Annotated in this window: 18 protein-coding genes; 11 read left to right on the forward strand and 7 right to left on the reverse strand. The window is 61.6% G+C overall.

Translation table 11 applies throughout. The features are described from left to right. Window positions 1–78 precede the first annotated feature (78 nt). From AB4N98_RS00995 to rpiB, 3 genes are all read right to left on the reverse strand, one after another. Window positions 79–1644, reverse strand: a complete 1566-nt coding sequence (locus AB4N98_RS00995) for a TerC family protein (RefSeq protein ID WP_460149168.1) — start codon at window positions 1642–1644, stop codon at window positions 79–81. Window positions 1645–1957: 313 nt separating this feature from the next. Next, window positions 1958–2938, reverse strand: a complete 981-nt coding sequence (locus AB4N98_RS01000) for a sugar-binding transcriptional regulator (RefSeq protein WP_017527998.1) — start codon at window positions 2936–2938, stop codon at window positions 1958–1960. Window positions 2939–3001: 63 nt separating this feature from the next. Then, window positions 3002–3463 carry a ribose 5-phosphate isomerase B gene (rpiB, locus tag AB4N98_RS01005; protein ID WP_017527999.1) on the reverse strand — a complete coding sequence of 154 codons (462 nt, stop codon included), beginning with the start codon at window positions 3461–3463 and terminating at the stop codon, window positions 3002–3004. A 283-nt stretch (window positions 3464–3746) separates the two neighbouring features. Here rpiB and AB4N98_RS01010 point away from each other — a divergent pair, with 283 nt between their 5' ends. The 7 genes from AB4N98_RS01010 to dhaL all read left to right on the forward strand — a co-directional run bounded on the left by AB4N98_RS01010 (window position 3747) and on the right by dhaL (window position 11044). Next, the gene (locus AB4N98_RS01010; RefSeq protein WP_017528000.1) at window positions 3747–5234 is read left to right on the forward strand and encodes a sugar ABC transporter ATP-binding protein; all 1488 of its coding nucleotides are present in this window, start codon (window positions 3747–3749) and stop codon (window positions 5232–5234) included. Then, on the forward strand, window positions 5231–6220 hold the full coding sequence (locus tag AB4N98_RS01015) for an ABC transporter permease (protein WP_017528001.1): 990 nt from the start codon (window positions 5231–5233) through the stop codon (window positions 6218–6220). Before AB4N98_RS01010 ends, AB4N98_RS01015 begins: the two co-directional genes overlap by 4 nt. 37 nt (window positions 6221–6257) lie before the next feature. After that, on the forward strand, window positions 6258–7265 hold the full coding sequence (locus AB4N98_RS01020; protein ID WP_017528002.1) for a substrate-binding domain-containing protein: 1008 nt from the start codon (window positions 6258–6260) through the stop codon (window positions 7263–7265). 89 nt (window positions 7266–7354) lie between these two features. Then, complete coding sequence (locus AB4N98_RS01025) at window positions 7355–8110, forward strand: SDR family oxidoreductase (RefSeq protein WP_017528003.1); 756 nt, start codon at window positions 7355–7357, stop codon at window positions 8108–8110. 25 nt (window positions 8111–8135) lie between these two features. Further along, a complete protein-coding gene (locus AB4N98_RS01030; protein ID WP_065878341.1) occupies window positions 8136–9251 on the forward strand; it encodes an MDR/zinc-dependent alcohol dehydrogenase-like family protein in 1116 nt (371 codons plus the stop codon). A 143-nt stretch (window positions 9252–9394) separates the two neighbouring features. Then, entirely contained in the window at window positions 9395–10396 is a 1002-nt protein-coding gene (locus AB4N98_RS01035) for a dihydroxyacetone kinase subunit DhaK (protein ID WP_068934757.1), read from the forward strand. Window positions 10397–10399: 3 nt separating this feature from the next. Beyond that, complete coding sequence (dhaL, locus tag AB4N98_RS01040; protein WP_065878333.1) at window positions 10400–11044, forward strand: dihydroxyacetone kinase subunit DhaL; 645 nt, start codon at window positions 10400–10402, stop codon at window positions 11042–11044. 51 nt (window positions 11045–11095) lie between these two features. Here dhaL and sohB read toward each other — a convergent pair whose 3' ends face one another. Beyond that, on the reverse strand, window positions 11096–12121 hold the full coding sequence (gene sohB, locus AB4N98_RS01045) for a protease SohB (RefSeq protein ID WP_017528007.1): 1026 nt from the start codon (window positions 12119–12121) through the stop codon (window positions 11096–11098). A gap of 195 nt (window positions 12122–12316) precedes the next feature. Between sohB and AB4N98_RS01050 the strand changes: the two genes are divergently transcribed. Continuing rightward, a complete protein-coding gene (locus tag AB4N98_RS01050; protein WP_368949855.1) occupies window positions 12317–13027 on the forward strand; it encodes a histidine phosphatase family protein in 711 nt (236 codons plus the stop codon). Window positions 13028–13083: 56 nt separating this feature from the next. Then, on the forward strand, window positions 13084–13398 hold the full coding sequence (locus AB4N98_RS01055) for an SCP2 sterol-binding domain-containing protein (protein ID WP_005788868.1): 315 nt from the start codon (window positions 13084–13086) through the stop codon (window positions 13396–13398). Window positions 13399–13514: 116 nt separating this feature from the next. On the opposite strand, the gene AB4N98_RS01060 is transcribed toward AB4N98_RS01055, so the two are convergent. Next, the gene (locus tag AB4N98_RS01060; RefSeq protein ID WP_137220260.1) at window positions 13515–14924 is read right to left on the reverse strand and encodes an OprD family outer membrane porin; all 1410 of its coding nucleotides are present in this window, start codon (window positions 14922–14924) and stop codon (window positions 13515–13517) included. 289 nt (window positions 14925–15213) lie between these two features. On the opposite strand from AB4N98_RS01060, the gene hglS reads away from it, so the two are divergent. After that, window positions 15214–16590 carry a 2-oxoadipate dioxygenase/decarboxylase HglS gene (gene hglS / locus AB4N98_RS01065; RefSeq protein WP_017528010.1) on the forward strand — a complete coding sequence of 459 codons (1377 nt, stop codon included), beginning with the start codon at window positions 15214–15216 and terminating at the stop codon, window positions 16588–16590. Window positions 16591–16716: 126 nt separating this feature from the next. On the opposite strand, the gene AB4N98_RS01070 is transcribed toward hglS, so the two are convergent. After that, the gene (locus AB4N98_RS01070) at window positions 16717–16941 is read right to left on the reverse strand and encodes a DUF465 domain-containing protein (protein ID WP_017528011.1); all 225 of its coding nucleotides are present in this window, start codon (window positions 16939–16941) and stop codon (window positions 16717–16719) included. 174 nt (window positions 16942–17115) lie between these two features. Here AB4N98_RS01070 and tkt point away from each other — a divergent pair, with 174 nt between their 5' ends. Beyond that, window positions 17116–19170, forward strand: a complete 2055-nt coding sequence (tkt, locus tag AB4N98_RS01075) for a transketolase (protein ID WP_223497137.1) — start codon at window positions 17116–17118, stop codon at window positions 19168–19170. Between the two features lie 110 nt (window positions 19171–19280). Here the strand turns inward: tkt and uvrA are convergent, their stop codons facing one another. Continuing rightward, window positions 19281–21800 (reverse strand): excinuclease ABC subunit UvrA, encoded by a 2520-nt coding sequence (uvrA, locus tag AB4N98_RS01080; protein ID WP_065878326.1) that lies wholly within the window; start codon window positions 21798–21800, stop codon window positions 19281–19283. Window positions 21801–21802: the final 2 nt, after the last annotated feature.

Genomic DNA, 21802 nt, shown 5'->3' on the forward strand with positions numbered 1-21802 from the left:
ACAAAAATGCCCTTGAGGTAGAAAACCTCAAGGGCATCGGTGAACCGCAGGAACAGGAAGCGATCCTAGAGGAAGTATTCAGTGACTATGCGCCAACGGTACTAACGCCACCTGTGTCACCCGTCGCTCCTCCACCGCCGCAACCGTCAAGCGCCAGCCCTCATGTTCCAGGCTGTCGCCCACCCTTGGCAGGCGATCTAGCAGACTCACTACCAACCCTGCCAGGGTTTGATAATCCTGGGTCGCGACCGCCTTGAAGCCGGTACGCTGACGCACTTGATTGAGGTTCAAGGCGCCGTTGGCACGGAAGCCACCGCCTTCCTCGACAATATCCGGCCCCTCGATCTCACTGGCATCCGGTAACTCACCGGCGATGGACTCAAGGATGTCGGTCATGCTCAATACGCCCATGAAATCCCCGAATTCATTGATCACAAAGGCGATATGGGTCGACTCCTGGCGCATCTGCTCCAGAGCATTGAGGATCGAGAAGCTCTCCAGCAGGTTGATCGCGCGGCGCGCCAGGTGCTCCAGGTTCAGCTCGTTGCCGGCCAGGCACGCCTTGAGCAACTCTTTTTTGTGCACAAAACCCAAGGGCTCATCCACCGCGCCATTACGGATCAGCGGCAAGCGCGAGTAGGACGAATGCATCAGCTTCAGACGAATCGAATCGGCATCGTCCGCCAGGTCGATGAAGTCGACCTTGGCCCGCGGCGTCATCAGGCTGCGGATCGGCCGCTCAGCCAATTGCAGCACACCGCTGATCATCACCCGCTCACGACGGTCAAACAGCGGGCCTTGCGCCGCATCCGTCTCGCCCAGAAGGTCGGCCACCTCCTCGCCCACTTCTTCCACCGCCAGGCTGCGACCGCCCAGCAAGCGCATCACCGCATGGGCGGTTCGCTCACGCACCGGCAACACACCCTGCGCCGACTTTTTGCGACGAGCGCGAGCAATCTGGTTGAACACCTCGATCAGGATCGAGAAACCAATCGCCGCGTACAGATAACCCTTGGGAATATGAAAGCCCAGGCCCTCGGCAGTCAGGGCAAAACCGATCATCATCAAAAAGCCCAGGCACAGCATGATCACCGTGGGATGAGCATTGACGAAGCGCGTCAGCGGTTTGCTGGCGACGATCATCAGGCCAATGGAAATGATCACCGCGATCATCATCACCGCCAGTTCATCGACCATGCCCACCGCGGTAATCACCGCATCCAGCGAGAACACCGCATCGAGCACCACGATCTGCGCCACGATCGGCCAGAACATCGCGTAAGCCACATTGCCCGCGCGCTGCGCCACATGACCTTCAAGGCGTTCGTGCAGCTCCATGGTGGCCTTGAACAGCAGGAACACACCGCCAAACAGCATGATCAGGTCACGGCCGGAGAAGCTCTTGTCGAACACTTCGAACAGCGGCTGGGTAAGGGTCACCAGCCAGGAAATACTCGCCAGCAGGCCCAGGCGCATCAGCAGCGCCAGGGACAAACCGATCAACCGCGCACGGTCGCGCTGTTCCGGCGGCAACTTGTCGGCCAGGATCGCGATAAACACCAGGTTGTCGATGCCCAGCACCAGTTCCAGCACAATCAACGTCAACAGGCCGAGCCAGGCCGTTGGGTCCGCTAACCATTCCATTTATAAAGCCTCTTTAACGATGTTCAGAATGCCAGACACAGCAATGCGCGATCAGTGGACCGGGACAGGATGAGTAGACGGAATACGGGATGCTTCAGCTGGAACAGCGACAGCGGGTGTCTTGGGAAAAGACGACTGGGAGGCTCCGAGAGGGTGTTCATGCAAGTCCTGCGATGGGAAAAGGACTTGAATCGTACAGGCGAAATACAAATGTCCTACAACGCAAAACTATTACAAAACCTGTCTCTATAAGCAGCGGATGATCACAACGTACGAGGGCTTGCCCCTTCCCACACTGTGATCCCCTGTTGAATCAGGATTTTCGGGTGGCGTCGTCCAACGCCAAAATGGTGTGGGCATTCGTGACGGTGGTTGCGAGGGTATTGATCACCCCCGAGCGCAAAGCCCCCAGCGTCGCCGCCGCCTTGGTGTTCTCACTGGCAATCGCCACCACGTCGGGAATCCGAAACAACTCTTGCACCGTCAAGCCGATCACTCGCCCCTGGATGGCGTTGACCGCCGGCTGGCCATGAATGTCGATAAAGTCATAGCCCATCATGTCGCCCACGGTGCCGGACAACCGCGCCTGGGCGATTTCCTGCGGCGAGAACCACCCCATGCGCACCATGTTGCTGTTTTCGCTCATGTCGCCGATGCCGATCAGCGCAATATCCGCCCGGCGCGCACGGTCCAGGGTCGAGCGCACCGTATCGTTGTTGATCAACACGCCGCGCAGTTCCGGGTTGGCCACCAGGGCCGGGGCGTACAGGCTTTCACTTTCACCGCCAAAACGCAGGGCCAGGCGACGGCAGATGTGGTCAGGGTTCATGTATTCGCCCGCCTTGAGCGAGCCGCCGATGGCGCAAACAAACGTACAGTTGCGCGTCACCGGCAAGAACACATTATCGGCAACGGCCCCGACGTTGCGGCCCATGCCCACGGCGACGATCATGCCGTCACTCAAGGTCTTGTTCAGGTAATTCGCCACCAGGCTGGCGACGGCCGAGCGCTGGGTGTCGGGGTCGCTGTGATCGACGGCGATCAGCGCGCGATCCAGCTTGAAGCGCTCCACCAACGCCCGCTCCAGCTCGTTGTTCATTGCCGGATGCTGCAACACACGCACCTCGACAATCCCCTCATCGCGCGCGCGCTTGAGCAAGCGGCTGACTTTCGCGCGCGACAGGTCGAAGCGCTTGGCGATGGCTTCCTGAGTGACGTTCTCGAGGTAATAGAGCATCGCCACTTCGGTCATCTGATCGATATCGCTGGCAATGCGCTGGGTACTGTCACTCATGGGGACGGGCTTCCGTTTCGGCGTCAAAGGCGCATTCTCCCGACTCTTGCCCTGTTACGTCCACTACTGATGCCCATCACGCTCGATCGCATTGATGCGCTCAACCTTGGCCCCGGAACGCGCCGCTTCGAACTCAGACTCCAGGAACGATTTGACGATGCTCTTGGCCAGCTCGGCGCCGATCACCCGCGCGCCGATGGACAGAATCTGCGCATCGTTACTCTTGCGCGCACGCTCGGCCGAGTAGGTGTCGTGAGCCTGGGCCGCGCGAATGCCCAACACCTTGTTGGCTGAAATAGCCATGCCGATACCGGTGCCGCACACCAGTACGCCGAGCCGCTGCTGCCCGTTATTGATCGCATTGGCCACCGCCAGCGCAATGTCCGGGTACAACACCGGCGCCGTGGAATGGGTGCCGAAGTCGGTCACCGGATAGCCCAGCGCCTCGATGTGGCGCTTCAACAGCTCCTTGAGCTCAAAACCCGCTTCATCGCATCCGATAGCCACCGCAAAAGGTGTGTTCATGGCGTCTGGCTCCACTGCCGTGATCGTGCCCAAGACCGATCATATGATCAATCAATGAAATTTTGCTCAGTCATTTCTCAGGCATCTTACAGCCACTGTCAAGCATGTTTTCACTGACTCGGCGGTCAAATCCGTCTAAAGGGGCCTTATTGACCCAATTCATCAGAATTGTAGCTTTTACATGAAAGGGATTGACTGATCAGAATTTCATTTGATACACATATGATCACAGCGAAACATGACTGTGCGACCTAATAAGAATTCACAGCACGAGGACACGCCGATGGCCACGCCATTACTGCTCCAGGCTGAACATGTCGCCAAGGCTTACGCCGGCATCCCTGCCCTGCGTGACGGGCGCCTCTCTCTGCGGGCCGGCAGCGTCCACGCCCTGTGCGGCGGCAACGGTGCAGGTAAATCGACTTTCCTGAGCATCCTCATGGGGATCACCCAGCGTGATGCCGGGACCCTCCTGCTCAACGGCGCACCGGTGCAGTTCAACCGCCCCAGTGAAGCTCTCGCGGCGGGGATCGCGATGATCACCCAGGAGCTGGAACCCATCCCCTCTATGACCGTCGCCGAAAATATCTGGCTGGGCCGCGAACCGCGTCGCGCCGGCTGCATCGTCGACAACAAGACGCTCAACCGCCGCACCCGCGAGCTGCTCGAAAGCCTGGAGTTCGACGTCGACGCCACCAGCCCCATGCATCGCCTGAGCGTGGCGCAGATCCAACTGGTGGAAATCGCCAAGGCGTTCAGCCATGACTGCCAGGTGATGATCATGGACGAGCCGACGTCGGCCATCGGCGAGCGTGAGACCGAGACCCTGTTCAAAGCGATCCGCCGCCTCACCGCGCGAGGCGCAGGCATCGTGTATGTATCGCACCGCTTGAGCGAGCTGGCGCAGATCGCCGATGACTACAGCATCTTCCGCGATGGCACATTCGTGGAAAGCGGGCGCATGGCCGATATCGACCGCGACCACCTGGTGCGCGGCATCGTCGGCCAGGAACTGACGCGCATCGACCACAAGGTCGGCCGCGAATGCGCCGCCAACACCTGCCTGCAAGTCGACCACCTGAGCCGCACCGGCGAATTCCATGACATCAGCCTGCACCTGCGCCAAGGCGAGATTCTCGGCATCTATGGCCTGATGGGCTCGGGCCGCAGCGAGTTCCTCAACTGTATCTATGGCCTGACGGTGGCGGACTCCGGCAGCGTCACCCTGCAAGGCAAGCCGATGCCGGCGGGCCTGCCCAAGGCGACTATCAACGCCGGCATGTCGCTGGTCACCGAAGACCGCAAAGACAGCGGCCTGGTGCTGACCGGCAGCATTCTGTCGAACATCGCGCTGTCGGCCTACAAGCGCCTGTCGAGTTGGTCGCTGATCAATGCCCGCAAGGAAAACCAACTCGCCCAGGACATGGTCAAGCGCCTGCAGATCAAGACCAGCTCCCTGGAACTGCCGGTGGCTTCCATGAGCGGCGGCAACCAGCAGAAAGTGGTGCTTGCCAAATGCCTGTCCACCGAACCGGTGTGCCTGCTGTGCGACGAGCCGACCCGCGGCATCGATGAAGGCGCCAAGCAGGAGATCTACCACCTGCTGGACCAGTTCGTACGTGCCGGCGGCGCGGCCATCGTGGTGTCGTCGGAAGCCCCGGAACTGCTGCACCTGAGCGATCGCATCGCCGTATTCAAGGGCGGCCGGCTGGTGACCATCAGCACCGACACTGCCCTTTCCCAGGAAGCCTTGTTGAGTCTTGCCTCATGAACGCCAAAACACTCTCCGCCCCCGCCACCGTGCCTGTCACCACCGCGCCGCGCAGTCGCCTGCGCCTGTCCCTGGACCGCTTCGGCCTGCCGCTGGTGTTTATCCTGCTGTGCGTGGTGATGGCGTTCTGCAGCGAATACTTCATGACCTGGCGCAACTGGATGGACATCCTGCGCCAGACCTCCATCAACGGCATTCTCGCCGTGGGCATGACCTACGTGATCCTGACCAAGGGCATCGACCTGTCGGTGGGCTCGATCCTGGCCTTTGCCGGATTGTGCAGCGCCATGGTTGCCACCCAGGGCTACGGCTTGCTGGCCGCCGTCAGCGCCGGGATGTTCGCCGGGGCGATGCTTGGGGTGGTCAACGGTTTCATGGTCGCCAACCTGTCGATCCCGCCGTTCGTGGCCACCCTCGGCATGCTCAGCATTGCGCGCGGCATGACCTTTATTCTCAACGACGGCAGCCCGATCACCGACCTGCCCGACGCCTACCTGGCGCTGGGTATCGGCAAGGTTGGCCCGATTGGGGTGCCGATCATGATCTTCGCGGTGGTCGCGCTGATTTTCTGGATGGTGCTGCGCTACACCACCTACGGCCGCTATGTGTATGCGGTGGGCGGCAACGAAAAAAGCGCGCGCACCTCGGGTATCGGCGTGCGCAAGGTGATGTTTTCGGTGTACGTGGTCTCGGGCCTGCTCGCCGGGCTGGCCGGCGTGGTGCTGTCGGCGCGCACCACATCCGCCCTGCCCCAGGCCGGGGTGTCTTATGAGCTGGACGCGATTGCCGCGGTGGTAATCGGCGGTACCAGCCTGTCGGGCGGTACCGGCAGCATTGTCGGCACGTTGTTTGGCGCGCTGTTGATCGGCGTGATCAATAACGGGCTGAACCTGCTCGGCGTTTCCTCCTATTACCAGCAGGTCGCCAAGGGCCTGATCATCGTGTTCGCAGTACTGATCGACGTATGGCGCAAGAAAAAACGCTAGAGAACGACCCACTACAACAATAACTGGAGTTCCGCTCATGAAACTGGGTACCACCTTTGCCGCCGCGGCGGCTCTCTCCCTGCTCGCCAGCAGTATCGCCCTGGCCGCCGACGGCAAGACCTACAAGGTCGGCGCGGCCGTCTACGGCCTCAAGGGCCAGTTCATGCAGAACTGGGTACGCGAGTTGAAGGAACATCCGGCGGTCAAGGACGGCACCGTGCAGTTGACCGTGTTCGACGGCAACTACGACGCCCTGACCCAAAACAACCAGATCGAAAACATGGTGACCCAACGCTTCGACGCCATTCTGTTCGTGCCGATCGATACCAAGGCCGGTATCGGTACCGTCAAGGCAGCCATGAGCAATGACGTGGTCGTCGTGGCCTCGAATGCCAAAGTTGCCGATGCCAGCGTGCCGTATGTGGGCAATGACGACGTGGAAGGCGGACGCCTGCAGGCCCAGGCCATGGCCGACAAGCTCAAGGGCAAAGGCAATGTGGTGATCATCCAGGGCCCGATTGGCCAGTCGGCGCAGATCGACCGGGAAAAAGGCGAGCTGGAAGTGCTGGGCAAATACCCCGACATCAAGATTATCGAGAAAAAGACCGCCAACTGGGACCGCGCCCAGGCCTTGGCGCTCACCGAGGACTGGCTGAACGCGCACCCCAAGGGCATCAATGGCGTGATCGCACAGAACGACGACATGGCCCTCGGTGCCGTGCAGGCCCTGAAGTCCCATGGACTGACCGCCAAAGACGTGCCCGTGACGTCGATCGACGGCATGCCGGACGCGATCCAGGCGGCAAAAAAAGATGAAGTCACCACCTTCCTCCAGGATGCCCAGGCCCAATCCCAAGGCGCGCTGGACGTGGCATTGCGCGCATTGGCCGGTAAAGACTACAAGCCCCGGTCGGTGATCTGGGAGCGGTATGGCAAGGATGTGAAATGGGCCGATGGCACCGCCAAGAACTACATCCTGCCGTGGGTGCCGGTGACCAATGCCAATGCGGATGCGCTGTACAAACAAGTCAGCGGCGGCAAGTAGTTATTGACTTGAAATACAGCCAAGTGTGGGAGGGGGCTTGCTCCCTCCCACACTTTGATCTCCCCTCTGCTTAAAAATGGAGTCTGTTCATGTCTGGTTTCTGGAACCAAGCCTTCGACCTCACCGGCCGCTGCGCGGTGATCACCGGAGGCGCCGCCGGCATCGGGCTGGCTTGCGCCCACCTACTGGCGGAGCGCGGCGCGCGCGTGGCCTTGCTGGACCGCGACCCGACGGTGGTGGACGTGGCCGCCAAGCTGGGTGCCGGGCACCTGGGCATCGCCGTCGACCTCGCCCAGGTCGGCCAGATACAGCACACCATCGACAGCGTATTCGAACAGTTCCAACGCCTGGATTACCTGATCAACAGCGCCGGCGTGGTACTGCTGGACAAGGCTCTGCAGGTCAGCGAAAGCGCCTGGGACACCACCCTGGATATCAACCTCAAGGCCAGCTTTTTCGTGGCGCAAGCCTGTGCCCGGCACATGCTCGCCCAAGGCAGCGGACGCATCGTCAACCTCGCCTCCCAGGCCGCCGTGATCGGCCTGGACCGGCACGTCGCCTACTGCGCGAGCAAAGCGGCCATCGTCGGCATGACCAAGGTATTGGCCATGGAATGGGCGCCCCGGATTACCGTCAACGCCATCTCGCCCACCATTGTCGAGACCGCCCTGGGCAAAAAAGCCTGGGCCGGCGACGTGGGTGAGCGGGCCAAATTGCAGATCCCGGCGGGCCGTTTTGCCCAACCCGAAGAAATCGCCGGGCTGGCGTTGTACCTGCTCAGCGACGCGGCCCAGATGGTCACCGGCGCCAACATGGTGATCGACGGCGGCTACAGCATTCAGTAATTGATTTTTTTCGTGAGGTCCTGTCATGTCCACCGCTACCGAACGCACACCAGAACAGCTGTCCCCGGCTATCCCGAAAACCATGCAGGCCGTGGTCTGCCACGGCCCGGAAGACTACCGCCTGGAAACCGTCGACGTCCCCACCCCCGGCCCCGATGAAATCCTCACCAAGGTCGAGCTGTGCGGCATTTGCATGGGTGATATCAAGACCTATCGCGGCGCCCCGTCGTTCTGGGGTGACGCCGAGCAACCCCGCTACGTGAAGCCACCGATGATCCCTGGGCATGAGTTCGTGTGCCGCGTGGTCGCACTGGGCCCTGGCGCGGAAAAGCGCGGCGTGGCCGTCGGTGACCGGGTGATTTCCGAGCAGATCGTGCCGTGCTGGGGCTGTCGCTTCTGTAACCACGGCCAGTACTGGATGTGCCAGAAGCATGACCTCTATGGTTTTCAGAACAATGTGCAGGGCGCCATGGCCCAGTACATGATCTTCACCAAGGAAGGCATTATTCACAAAGTGCCGGAGTCCATTGCGCCTGACGAGGCGATCCTGATCGAACCGCTGGCCTGCTCGCTGCACGCGGCGGAACGCGCGAATGTCGACCATGACGATATCGTGGTGGTCGCAGGCGCCGGCACACTGGGCCTGGGCATCATCGGCGCCGTGCGTTTGCGCAATCCGAAAAAACTCATCGTGCTGGACATGAAACCCGAACGCGCCGCCCTCGCCCTGCGCATGGGCGCGGACGAGGTGTGGAACCCCGCCGAAGTGGACGTACTGGCGAAAATCCGCGAGATCACCGACGGCTACGGTTGCGACATCTATATCGAAGCCACCGGGCACCATAAAGCGGTGAACCAGGGGCTGGCGATGCTGCGCAAGTTGGGGCGGTTTGTCGAATTCAGCGTGTTCAACGACGAGGCCACGGTGGACTGGTCGATCATTGGCGACCGCAAGGAACTGGATATCCTGGGCTCGCACCTGGGGCCGTACATGTACCCGAGGGCCATCGACTTTATCGGCAACCGCAAGATCGACATGCGCGATGTGGTGACCCACAAGTTTGCGCTGGCGGACTTCAAGGAGGCGTTTGCAGTGATGGAGCGTGGCGATAAATCACTCAAGGTTGTACTGCAGCCTTAAGCCCACCACCTATCCAAAGGTCTGAGGGGGCTTGCTCCCGATTGCGATTTAACAGTGATAGATAAGCTGACTGACACACCGCTATCGGGAGCGCCCTCCCACCCTGGATAGTGGTGAACCAATAAAAAAAAGGAGCCCGCGTTATGAATCGAGTCATCAACGATCCGGACCAAGTGGTCGAGGACATGCTGCGCGGCATCCTGGTCGCGCATCCCGAACTGCGCCAATACGAGGCCAACCCGCGCGTCATCGTCAAGGCCAGGCCATCGGGCCAGGGCCGCGTGGGCATCGTCACCGGCGGCGGTTCGGGCCATGAGCCTGCGTTTCTCGGCTATGTCGGCCCGGGCCTGGTCGACGCGGTGGCGGTGGGCGAGATTTTCTCCTCGCCCACCGCCAAAAGCTTCTTCGACGCCTTCCGGGCCGCCGACCAGGGTGCCGGCGTAGCCTGCCTGTACGGCAACTATGCCGGCGACAATATGAACGTGAAGCTGGCCATGAAGATGGCCGCCAGCAAAGACATGCGCATCCGCACAGTGGTCGCCAACGACGACGTGGCCTCGGCGCCCAAGGCCGAGATTGCCAAGCGCCGTGGCGTGGCTGGCGAAATTTTCATGTGGAAGGTCGGCGGCGCCGCTGCCGCCCAGCATTACGATCTGGATGGCGTGATTCGTGTTGCCCAGAAAACCGTCGATCACTGTCGCTCGATCGGCATCGGTCTCACCCCCTGCACCATTGCGGCCGTGGGCAAACCGAACTTCCAGATCCCCGCTGGCCAGATGGAGCTGGGCATCGGTCATCATGGCGAACCGGGCATTCAAGTCATCCCTGTCGAACCGGCCGCCGCGATGGCCGAACGCATGCTCGCGCCGATCCTTGAAGACCGCGATTTCAGCCAGGACGACAGTGTGGTGGTGCTGGTTTCGGGGCTCGGCGCCACGCCGGTGATGGAGTTGTACATTTTCTACGCTGAGGTCGAAAAACAGCTCAAGGCCAAGGGGCTGAAGATCCATCGCTGCTACGTCGGCAACTACTTCACTTCCCTTGAAATGATGGGCGTGACCCTGACCCTGCTCGGCCTCGATGCCGAACTCAAAACCCTCATCGACCAACCCTGCCGCTCCATCGGCATGACCCAGGCGGACTGAACCATGAGCCAGCATTTTTCCACCCACGAGGGCAGCGCCATCGTCGCCGACCTGGTCAGCGTGATCACGGCCAACCGTGAGTACCTCAGCGAGGTCGACGGTGCCATTGGCGACGGCGACCACGGCATCAATATGGCCAAGGGTTTCGCCCATTGCGGGCGCACGATCGAAGGCCGGCAGCTGACCCTCGCCGAAGCACTGGATGAACTGACCCTGAGCCTGATGGAAGGCATCGGCGGCTCTATGGGCCCGTTGTATGGCAGCCTGTTCATCGGCATGGCCGATGAAGTGCGGGGCAGCGAAGACATCGATGCCGCCATCTTCGCTCACCTGCTGCGCGGCGGGCTGACATCGCTTCAAGACATTACCGAGGCCGGTGTAGGCGACAAGTGCCTGATGGACACCTTGATCCCGGCAGTGGAAGCCTTTGAACAGGCACATGCCTCGGGGGTGACCTTCAACGGCGCGCTGGACGCGATGAAAGCCGCCGCGTCCCAGGGCCGCGATTCGACCAAGGACCTGGTAGCGAAGATCGGCCGCGCCAGTCGCCTGGGCGAACGTTCACTGGGCGTGCTGGATGCCGGAGCGGTGTCGTGCTGCCTGATCCTTACGCGGTTGGCGGACTCTATCCAGCCCCGCTTGACCTGACAGGGCCGCAAGCCCGCTCCCACAAGGGATTACCTGGATTTCAGTTTTGGGTTACCAGAAGCGCTGCTGGGTCAAGCGGCTCCACCAGGTCAGCAGCACGCGGTCCACCGAACCGCTGGCCGCCAGGCCCACGCGCTCCTGCAGGCTTTTACGCTCGGCATAGTGCAGGTGGAACACCTCGGCGGTCTTGGCCTTGGTGGCCAGGTATTCGTCGCTGGTCTGCAGTTCGTCGACCAGTTGTTTGTCGAGCGCCGCAACACCCAGCCACACTTCCCCGGTCGCGACCTCATCAATCGCCAATTGGGGGCGATAGCGCGACACGAAGTTCTTGAACAACTGATGGGTGATGTCCAGGTCTTCCTGGAACTTCTCGCGGCCTTTTTCGGTGTTTTCGCCGAATACCGTGAGGGTGCGCTTGTATTCACCGGCGGTCAGCACTTCAAAGTCGATGTCGTGCTTTTTCAGCAGGCGGTTCACATTGGGCAACTGCGCCACTACGCCGATGGAGCCGAGGATGGCGAACGGTGCGCTGATGATCTTCTCGCCGATGCACGCCATCATGTAGCCGCCGCTGGCCGCTACCTTGTCGATGCACACGGTCAACGGCACGCCCGCCTGGCGGATACGCGCCAGTTGCGAGGACGCCAGGCCGTAGCTGTGGACCATGCCGCCGCCGCTTTCAAGGCGCAGCACCACTTCATCCTTGGGCGTAGCCAGGCTCAGCAGCGCGGTGATCTCGTGGCGCAGGCTTTCGGTGGCCGAGGCCTTGATGTCGCCGTCAAAATCCAGCACGAACACCCGTGGCTTGGCCTCGGGTTTATGCTTGCTGTTCTTCTTTTCGGTTTTGCTTTCGGACTTGCGCAAGGCCTTGAGTTGGTCCTTGTCGAGCAGGGTCGATTCCAGGCGTTCACGCAGGCCTTTGTAGAAATCATTGAGCTTGCTGACCTGCAATTGGCCGGCGGATTTGCGACGACCTTTGCTGCGCAATGCCGCGAAGCTGATCAGTACCACCAGAATAGCGACCACCAGGGTGACGGTCTTCGCCAGAAAGCTCGCGTATTCGGCCAGGAAATCCATGTTGCTCCTTACAAGTGCAGTGCGCCAGGCGCGGATTGTCCCAGCATACCGGCGGCCAGGCGTTCGGGCCAGTGATCAAACCGCCAGCAACCCAGCACTCCAACAGCCTTTTAAAACAAGCGTATGTTTTTTCATTGACAGCTCCCTGGCATCCTCATAACCTCGCCAGACTTTCAACGTACCGGGAAAACGGACGTGGGCAGCATCTATCTGATTCGACATGGCCAGGCCTCCTTCGGTGCAGACGATTACGACGTGCTGTCGCCCCTCGGCGTGGAACAAGCCCAAGTCCTCGGTCGCCACCTGGCCGACATGGGCCTGGTATTCGACCGCTGCATAGCCGGCGACCTGCGCCGCCAACAGCACACCGCCAGCGCTACGTTCGATCAATACAGCGCCCGGGGCCTGCCGGTCCCGCCGCTGGAAACCGACGTCGCCTTCAATGAATTCGACGGTGAGGCCATTATTCGCGGGTTGCTCCCTGACCTGCTCGGCGTCGAACCCAACGCGATGCACATCCTGCGTAACGGCGCGCAAAACCGCAGCGAATTCCAGCGCATCTTCGCCCTGATCATCGAGCGCTGGCTGGCCGGCACCTATGATCCGCCAGGGCTGGAAAGCTGGCAGGGGTTCGTCGAGCGCGTTCAAGGCGGCCTGCAACGTATTCTCGAGGCAGCGGACAATTCGCACAAAGTCGCCGTGTTCACCTCGGGCGGCACCATCACCGCCCTGCTCCACCTGATTACCCGAATGCCTGCCGCCCAGGCCTTCGAGCTGAACTGGCAAATTGTTAACACCTCGCTCAACCAGCTGAAATTCCGCGGTCGCGAGGTGGCACTGGCTTCCTTCAACAGCCATACCCACTTGCAACTGTTGAAGGCGCCGCAGCTCATCACCTTCCGGTGAATTGCGGCCAACCGTGACCCCAGGGTCACTGGACTCTACCCCAAAGGATCGAAACCATGACTGACGTAGCTAAAGCCGTAGAAGCAATGAAAGCCAAATTCAACCCAAGCGCTGCCGAAGGCCTGGACCTGGTATTCGGTTTCCGCATTGACGACACCAAGAATTTTTCCCTGGTTGTCAAAGACAAGACCTGCGAGCTGCAAGAAGGCGAAAACCCGGACGCCCAAGTGACCCTGGTCATGGACAGCGAAACCCTGGAAGGCATCGTCGACGGTTCCACCGACGGCATGCAGGCCTTCATGGGCGGCAAGCTGCGCACCGAAGGCGACATGATGCTGGCGATGAAGCTGAGCGAGTTGTTCCCTTCCTGATTCTCGGGCAACCCTGAATCTCTGTGGGAGCGGGCTTATGCCCGCTCCCACATTTTTTTGCGTCGCTGGTAGCTCACCGTCAACGCCGGGTACCTACACAGTGGGGCGCAGCCCGGTTAGAAGATCGCGTAGGTGTAGTTGAAGATCAGACGGGTCTGGTCCTGGTCGGCGGTGCCGGTGTTTTTGCCGTGATAGGTACCGGTACGCAAGGTGGTACCGAAGCCTTTCAGCGGACCTGCCTGCACCACATAGTCCAAGCGGAAGTCGGCTTCGTTTTCTTTCTGGTCGGGGCCACCGGCGACATTGGACTTGATGTCCTTGCCGTCCAGATACGCCACGGACGCCTTCAGGCCCGGTACGTAGGCCTTGAAGTCATAGGCATACTGACCGAAGTTGACCTGCTCGCCTGCCCGGGAGAACTGGCCGACCACCGCATCGGTAAACAGGTAGAAGTCGCTGCCGCCGGCGCCTTGCGCGTGCGGGTCGGCCAGGCTGCCCTGGTTGACCCAGACGAAGCCACCGTCATCCCCCACGCCAATGTGGCCGAGCATCAGGCTGCTGCCACCCAACTGATAAGTGAAGGCTGCGCTGTAGGTTTTGTTGTCCACTTCGCCAGCATGCTTGGCATAGCCGCCGTTGTTGTTGAACGCATAGCCACTCGAACCATTCTTGCCGTCGCTGGTGCTGTCGAAGTAACGCAGGTCGGTCTTGAACGATTGGTCATTGCCCAACGGCAGCACGTGCACCAGGCCTACATAGTTCTGTTTGTAGAAGTCCTGCAGCTGCGCGTAGTAGTACTGCAGCGTCAGGTTTTTTGCCAGGCTGTTGTCGGATGAACCGAAGGGTTTGTAGTCCACGCCACCGAATTTGAAGCTGTCGCTATCGCGCTGGCCACCGGCAACGCTCAACCCCGTGGAGTTACTGGAAGCACGGCCTTCGACGCGGTTCAGCTCACCGCCGGTGAAGGTCACGTTGGGGATGTCGTTCGAAGTCAGAACGCCGCCGTCAAAGGTCTGCGGCGCCACACGGCTGTCGTTGGCGACCAGGATGGGCAACACCGGTGCCAGGCCACCACCGACGTGCAATTCGGTCTGGGAAATCCTGAACTTCACATTACCCGCAGCGCGACCAAAGGAGTCGGCAGGTTCGGTACCGTTGTTCCTGGTTGGAAAGAAGCTGTTGCCGTTGCCCGCCAGGCCGGGGCCGGCGGCGTGACCGTCGCCGCCATCGAGGCGCAAGGCACCGAACGCCATCACGTCGAAACCGACGCCGAGCGTGCCTTGGGTAAAGCCGGATTTGTAGTCAAAACGCAGCGCGGTTGCGGCTTCGCGCAGGTCGTTGTTGGTACCCGAGCGGTTGTCTGCGCTGTAGTACATGGTTCGTGAGCTGACGGACGCATGACTGTCCTCCACAAAACCGCTGTGACCGTTGCCCGTGCCCAGCGCGCCGAGCCCGAAATCATCCGCGCAAGCCTGCTGTGCCAGCACGGCGGCGGTGATGGATAACGCCAGTGTAGATAGCTTCATTAACGACGGCCCCTGAATATTTTTTTATGTAAAAGGTGTGCGAAACGGCGTTTTCATCCCTACAAACGTGACGATTGTTTCATGGGGGCCGGGGCGGACTCCGTGAAGAATAAGTTAGGAAAACCGCTCGAAAATGAAGTTTTGCCAGGCGCGGTTTTTGACATATTCGTGTCATCTCATTCATTTGCAGAATGAAGTCCAGAGGAATCTTCGTTTGCAAGCGCACCCTGGGCCCAACAAAATCCAGAAAACGGTCACACCTATCACGTCCGTCATCAGGAATTTTTCTATGCCAAGTACCGCACATGTGAGCCCCGACGAGATCCGCAAGGGCTTTTCCAAGGCCATGTCCGATATGTACCGAGATGAAGTTCCCCTGTATGGCGCGCTGATGGATCTGGTGGCCGAGGTCAACACTCGCGTGCTCCAGAGCGAACCGGGTGTGGCGCAACAACTGCAACGCACCGGCGAGATCCAGCGCCTGGACAGGGAGCGCCACGGTGCCATCCGCCTGGGCACTGCAGCGGAACTGGCGACCATCGGCCGCCTGTTCGCAGTGATGGGCATGCAGCCGGTGGGCTATTACGACCTCACGCCGGCGGGCGTGCCGGTGCATTCCACAGCGTTTCGCGCGGTCCATGAGCATGCGCTGCAAACCAGCCCGTTTCGTGTGTTCACCTCGTTGCTGCGCCTGGAGCTGATCGAAAATCGCGAGTTGCGCGCTTTCGCCGAAACCGCCCTGGCCAAACGGTCGATCTTCAGCCCAGGCGCCCTGGCGCTGATTGGGCAGGCGGAAACAGACGGCGGCCTCGATGCCGAGGACGCCGCGCACTTTATCCGCGAGGCCCTGGAAACCTTCCGCTGGCACCACGCCGCCACCGTCACCGCCGCGCAATACCAGCAACTGAGCGACCAGCACCGCCTGATCGCCGACGTCGTCGCGTTCAAGGGCCCGCACATCAACCATCTGACTCCGCGCACCCTGGACATCGACCAGGTGCAGGCCGCCATGCCCGGCAAAGGCATCACGCCCAAGGCCGTGATCGAAGGCCCGCCGCGCCGCCAGTGCCCGATCCTGCTGCGCCAGACCAGCTTCAAAGCCCTTGACGAAGCCATCGCCTTCACCGACGCCCAAGGCAGCCACAGCGCACGTTTCGGCGAAATCGAACAACGCGGCGTCGCGCTGACGCCCAAGGGCCGCGCCCTCTACGACCAACTGCTGAACGCCGCCCGCGACGAACTGGGCGCATTCCCCAACGAGGCTAACGCCGCACGCTACACACAATTGATGGAGCAGCACTTCCAGGCCTTCCCCGACAACCACGCACACATGCGCGAACAGGGCCTGGCGTACTTCCGCTACTTCGCCACGCCAAAAGGCCTCGCGGCACGCGGCCACGCCGACCAACCACGCACGCTGGAGGCTCTGGTCGCCGCCGGCCACGTCGATGTAGAGCCGTTGGTGTATGAGGACTTTCTACCGGTGAGCGCGGCGGGGATCTTCCAGTCGAACCTGGGGGATGGCGCGCAAAGCCACTACGCGGCCCATTCGAACCAGGCGGCGTTCGAACAGGCGCTGGGGCGCAACACAATTGATGAGCTGAAGTTGTATGCGCAAACGCAGCAACGCTCGGTGGATGCGTGCCTGGACGCACTGCTGGCCTAAACCCGATGCCCGCGCCGCTCCAATGGCAAAGGCGTGTGGGTGGCGAGGGCGTGTCAGTTGATGCATCGGTGCCTGACACACTGCTATCGGGAGCAAGCCCCCTCGCCACGGTCGTTGCGGGACTGCTTAACCCAATCGCCCCACAATTTCATCTTTGATCAGAAGCCGCTTTTTCTTCAGTTTCTCAACATCTTCATCGCTGGCACTGGCTGATTCCGCCTTGAGCACCTCCCCGTCGGCAGCGTCATATTGCGTGAGCAGCGAGTCCAGGCGTTTATCGTTCGCCCTGCGTTCGTGAACGACTTCCTTGCTCAACCCCAAATCCTGATACAGGTCGTGTTTCACTGGCATGGCGTACCTCCGCATGTTGATCAATGGTCTACGCCCTTGAAGCTAGCCCATTCCTGGCGGTCTTGTCATGTTTGCGCTCAATACGCCCCGTTCGTCGCGGTAACGGCGATGGGACAAAACCTTTGCGACGCCCTGCCCTCAACAATAGATCGTCCTTCGAGGGAGACCGGTTTCATGACTCACGCGGCTACCACTGTCGACACTCAATGCATCAACACCCTGCGCACTCTGGCCATGGACGCCGTGCAGAAGGCCAATTCCGGCCACCCCGGCACGCCCATGGGCCTGGCGCCGGTGGGGTATACGCTGTGGAGCCGGTTCCTGCGGTATCACCCGGCGCATCCCGACTGGCCCAACCGCGACCGTTTTGTGTTGTCGGTGGGGCATGCGTCGATGCTGCTGTATTCGCTGTTGCATCTTGCCGGTGTGGTGGAGATCGATGCCCAGGGCCAACGCACCGGGCAACCGGCGATCAGCCTGGACGATATCAAGCAGTTTCGCCAAGCCGACTCAAAAACCCCAGGGCATCCGGAATACCGCATGACCACCGGCGTCGAGACCACTACCGGGCCGTTGGGCCAAGGCTGCGCCAACAGCGTGGGCATGGCCATGGCCGAGCGTTGGCTGGCCGAGCGCTTCAACCGCGACGGCCAGGTGTTGTTTGACTACAACGTCTACACCCTGTGCGGCGACGGCGACATGATGGAAGGCATCAGCAGCGAAGCGGCATCGATGGCCGGGCATTTGAAGCTGGATAACCTGTGCTGGATCTACGACAACAACACCATCAGCATCGAAGGCCACACCGAGTTGGCGTTCAGCGAGGACGTGATCAAGCGCTTCCAGGCGTATGGCTGGCACACCTTGCACGTCGCCGACGCCAATGACTTGCAGGCATTGAGCGAAGCCCTGGAGACCTTCCAGGCCAACACCGGCGCACCGACGCTGATCGTGGTCGACAGCGTGATCGGCTACGGCTCGCCCCACAAGCACAACACCGCTGCCGCCCATGGCGAACCGCTGGGCGATGAAGAAATTCGCCTGACCAAGGCGGCGTATGGCTGGCCGCAGGATTCGAGCTTCCTGGTGCCCGATGAGGCACGCACGGTATTACGCGACGCGCTGCAGGCGCGCGCCGAGCCGCTGTACCAGCAATGGAACCGGACCCTGGCCGCTCTTGACCCGCAGTTAGCCGACGAACTGCGGCGCATGCGCGCCGGCGAAATGCCCGCGCAGTGGCAGGCAGATCTGCCGGGTTATGCGGCGGATGCCAAAGGCGTCGCCAGTCGTGCGGCAGGCGGTGAGGTGTTGAATGCCTTCGCCCGGCAAATCCCCTGGCTGATCGGTGGTTCGGCTGATTTGTCGCCGTCGACCAAGACCCACCTCACCTTCGACGGCGCCGGGCGTTTCAGCGCCGACGACTACCGCGGGCGTAACCTGCATTTCGGCATTCGCGAACACGCCATGGGCGCGATTGCCAATGGCATGGCGCTGTCCTACCTGCGCCCGTACACCTCGACGTTCCTGGTATTCAGCGACTATATGAAACCGCCGATCCGCCTGGCGGCGATCATGGAGTTGCCGGTGGTGTTTGTGTTCACCCACGACTCCATCGGCGTGGGCGAGGACGGGCCGACCCACCAGCCCATCGAACACCTGACGCAATTGCGCGCCACGCCGGGGCTGCTGACCCTGCGCCCTGGCGATGCAAATGAAACCCTGGAGCTGTGGAGAGTCGCCCTGGCGCAAACCCATCGGCCGAGCTGCGTGGTGCTGTCACGCCAACCGCTGCCGACCCTGGACCGCACGAAGTATGCGGCAGCGACTGGCGCAGCCAAGGGCGCTTATGTGTTGGCCGGGGCGAACAAGCCCGAAGTGGTCCTGATCGGTACCGGCAGCGAAGTCAGCCTGGCCGTGGCGGCCTATGAACAGCTCACCAACGAAGGGGTCGCCGCGCAATTGGTGTCGATGCCCAGCTGGGAATTGTTCGAAGAACAGGACCAGGCTTACCGCGACAGCGTGTTGCCACCGGCGATAAAGGCACGGGTAGTGGTCGAACAGGCAGGGCCGTTGGGATGGGACCGTTATGTCGGACAAACCGGCGCCAAGGTGGTGATGAACAGCTTTGGCGCGTCGGCGCCGCTGGCCAAGCTGCAGGAGAAATTCGGCTTTACGGTGGAGCATGTGGTGAAGCAAGCCAAAGCGCAGATCCAACTGAATCAACACTAAACCACATGTGGGAGGGGGCTTGCCCGATAGCGGTGAATCAGTCATGTAAATTTCTTCTGACCCACCGCTATCGGGAGCAAGCCCCTCCCACATTTGAAGCTTTTTTGCGCTTAGGTGAGTGCCCGTGCCAGGAATGGCGCGGTGCGACTCTTTTTGCTCCTGGCGACTTTCTGTGGCGTGCCACTGGCAACCACCTTGCCCCCCAGATCCCCTGCTCCCGGCCCGATATCGATCACCCAGTCACTCTGCGCGACCACGCGCATTTCATGCTCGACCACCACCACCGTGTGCCCCGCATCCACCAGATGGTTGAGCTGGCTGAGCAGGCGATCCACATCCCGTGGATGAAGCCCCGTGGTCGGCTCATCCAGCACATACAAGGTCGCGCCCCGGGCGTTGCGTTGCAGTTCGGTGGCCAACTTGATGCGTTGCGCCTCGCCGCCGGACAGTTCGGTAGCCGGTTGGCCAAGCCGCAGATAACCCAGGCCGATATCGCGCAATACCTGCAACGAACGCAACACACCCGGCTGCTCGGCAAACACCTCGACGGCCTGCTCAACGGTCAGGCCCAGCACCTGGGCGATGCTCAAGCCCTGCCATTTGATCGCCAGTGTCTCGGGGTTGTAGCGCGCCCCATGGCAGGTCGGGCACGGCGCGTACACGCTGGGCATGAACAACAACTCGACGCTGACAAACCCTTCGCCCTCACAGTTGGGGCAACGGCCCTTGGCGACGTTGAAAGAGAACTGGCCGGCATCGTATTGGTGCTTCTTCGCGGCGGGCGTGGCGGCGAACAGTTTGCGCACGTTATCGAACAGCCCGGTGTAGGTCGCAAGGTTCGAGCGCGGCGTGCGGCCAATGGGTTTCTGGTCTACCTGCACCAGGCGGCGGATATGTTCCAGCCCGCTGCTGATGCGGCCACCGAGGGGTTGCGGCGCGTCATCTTCCAGGCTCTGTTCTTCGTCATTGTCGACCACGCGCCCAAGGCCTGCGCCCACCAGTTCCAGCAGGGCCTGGCTGACCAGACTGGACTTGCCCGAGCCGGAAATGCCGGTCACTGCGGTGAAGCAACCCAGCGGGAATTCCACGCTCAGATCATGGAGGTTGTTACGCGTCACACCCGCCAGTTTCAACAGGTGACGGGGTTCACGGCGCGCCTGATTCGACGGGCGCGGTTCGGCAAACAGATAGTCACGGGTCTGCGATGCCTGCACATCCACCAAGCCGGCGGGCGGGCCGCTGTACAGCACTTGCCCGCCATGCTCGCCGGCGGCCGGGCCGACATCGATCAGCCAGTCGGCGCGGCGCATGGTTTCCAGGTCGTGCTCCACCACAAACAGCGAGTTGCCGGCGGCTTTCAAACGCTCAAGCGCGGTGAACAGCGCCTCGCCATCCGCCGGGTGCAGCCCTGCCGACGGTTCATCCAGCACATAGATCACGCCAAACAATTGCGAGCCCAATTGCGTGGCCAGGCGCAGGCGTTGCAACTCGCCGGACGACAACGTCGGCGTGCTGCGTTCCAGGCTCAGATACCCCAAGCCCAGCTCGGTCAAGGTGCTGACGCGCTCCAGCAAATCCTGGGCGATACGCTGCGCGGCCAGGCGCTTTTCCACGGACAGTTTCATCGTGTCCTGCCCCGCCGCCACCGGCCGCAGCAACTCGGCCAACTGCGCCAGCGACAGCTGCGACAACTCGCCAATGTCCACCCCGGCGAACTTCACCGAGAGTGCCGCCCGGGTCAGGCGCTTGCCCTCGCACAACGGGCAGGCGCTGCCCTGCATGAACTGCGCGACGCGCTTTTTCATCAGCGCGCTCTGGGTATGGGTGAACGTGTGCAGGATATAGCGCCGCGCGCCGCTGAAGGTGCCCTGGTAGCTCGGCTCCAGCTTGCGCTTGAGCGCGTCGCGGGTTTGCTGCGGGGTGAAGCCGGCATACACCGGTACCGTGGGGGTTTCTTCGGTGAAGAGGATCCAGTCGCGGTGTTTTTTCGGCAGGTCACGCCAAGGGGTATCCACGTCGTAACCCAGGGTTACGAGTATGTCGCGCAGGTTCTGGCCCTGCCAGGCCAGGGGCCAGGAAGCTACCGCGCGCTGGCGGATGGTCAGCGATGGATCCGGCACCATCAGCGCTTCGGTCACTTCATACACGCGGCCCAAGCCATGGCATTGCGGGCACGCGCCCTGAGGCAGGTTCGGCGAAAAGTCCTCGGCATAGAGCATCGCCTGCCCTGGCGGGTAACTGCCGGCGCGGGAGTACAGCATGCGGATCAGGCTGGACAAGGTGGTGACGCTGCCCACCGAGCTGCGCGCGCTTGGCGTACCGCGCTGTTGTTGCAGGGCCACGGCGGGCGGCAGGCCCTCGATGCTGTCCACGTCGGGCACGCCCACCTGGTCGATCAGGCGCCGCGCATAGGGCGCCACCGACTCGAAATAGCGCCGCTGAGCCTCGGCATACACCGTGGAAAACGCCAGGGACGATTTGCCCGAGCCCGACACGCCGGTGAACACCACCAAGGCGTCCCGGGGAATGTCCACATCGACATTGCGCAGGTTGTGTTCGCGGGCACCCCGCACCCGCACGAAGCCTGGGCGTTGGGCGGTGATCGAAGGGATGTTGCGCGGTGAAGTCATGG

The sequence above is a fragment of the Pseudomonas sp. S3_E10 genome (genome assembly GCF_054667615.1).

Coding starts and splice junctions, on each gene's coding strand:
- AB4N98_RS00995 (WP_460149168.1), bottom strand. CDS start 1,644: ATGGAATGGTTAGCGGACCCAACGGCCTGGCTCGGCCTGTTGACGTTG.
- AB4N98_RS01000 (WP_017527998.1), bottom strand. CDS start 2,938: ATGAGTGACAGTACCCAGCGCATTGCCAGCGATATCGATCAGATGACC.
- rpiB (WP_017527999.1), bottom strand. CDS start 3,463: ATGAACACACCTTTTGCGGTGGCTATCGGATGCGATGAAGCGGGTTTT.
- AB4N98_RS01010 (WP_017528000.1), top strand. CDS start 3,747: ATGGCCACGCCATTACTGCTCCAGGCTGAACATGTCGCCAAGGCTTAC.
- AB4N98_RS01015 (WP_017528001.1), top strand. CDS start 5,231: ATGAACGCCAAAACACTCTCCGCCCCCGCCACCGTGCCTGTCACCACC.
- AB4N98_RS01020 (WP_017528002.1), top strand. CDS start 6,258: ATGAAACTGGGTACCACCTTTGCCGCCGCGGCGGCTCTCTCCCTGCTC.
- AB4N98_RS01025 (WP_017528003.1), top strand. CDS start 7,355: ATGTCTGGTTTCTGGAACCAAGCCTTCGACCTCACCGGCCGCTGCGCG.
- AB4N98_RS01030 (WP_065878341.1), top strand. CDS start 8,136: ATGTCCACCGCTACCGAACGCACACCAGAACAGCTGTCCCCGGCTATC.
- AB4N98_RS01035 (WP_068934757.1), top strand. CDS start 9,395: ATGAATCGAGTCATCAACGATCCGGACCAAGTGGTCGAGGACATGCTG.
- dhaL (WP_065878333.1), top strand. CDS start 10,400: ATGAGCCAGCATTTTTCCACCCACGAGGGCAGCGCCATCGTCGCCGAC.
- sohB (WP_017528007.1), bottom strand. CDS start 12,121: ATGGATTTCCTGGCCGAATACGCGAGCTTTCTGGCGAAGACCGTCACC.
- AB4N98_RS01055 (WP_005788868.1), top strand. CDS start 13,084: ATGACTGACGTAGCTAAAGCCGTAGAAGCAATGAAAGCCAAATTCAAC.
- AB4N98_RS01060 (WP_137220260.1), bottom strand. CDS start 14,924: ATGAAGCTATCTACACTGGCGTTATCCATCACCGCCGCCGTGCTGGCA.
- hglS (WP_017528010.1), top strand. CDS start 15,214: ATGCCAAGTACCGCACATGTGAGCCCCGACGAGATCCGCAAGGGCTTT.
- AB4N98_RS01070 (WP_017528011.1), bottom strand. CDS start 16,941: ATGCCAGTGAAACACGACCTGTATCAGGATTTGGGGTTGAGCAAGGAA.
- tkt (WP_223497137.1), top strand. CDS start 17,116: ATGACTCACGCGGCTACCACTGTCGACACTCAATGCATCAACACCCTG.
- uvrA (WP_065878326.1), bottom strand. CDS start 21,800: ATGACTTCACCGCGCAACATCCCTTCGATCACCGCCCAACGCCCAGGC.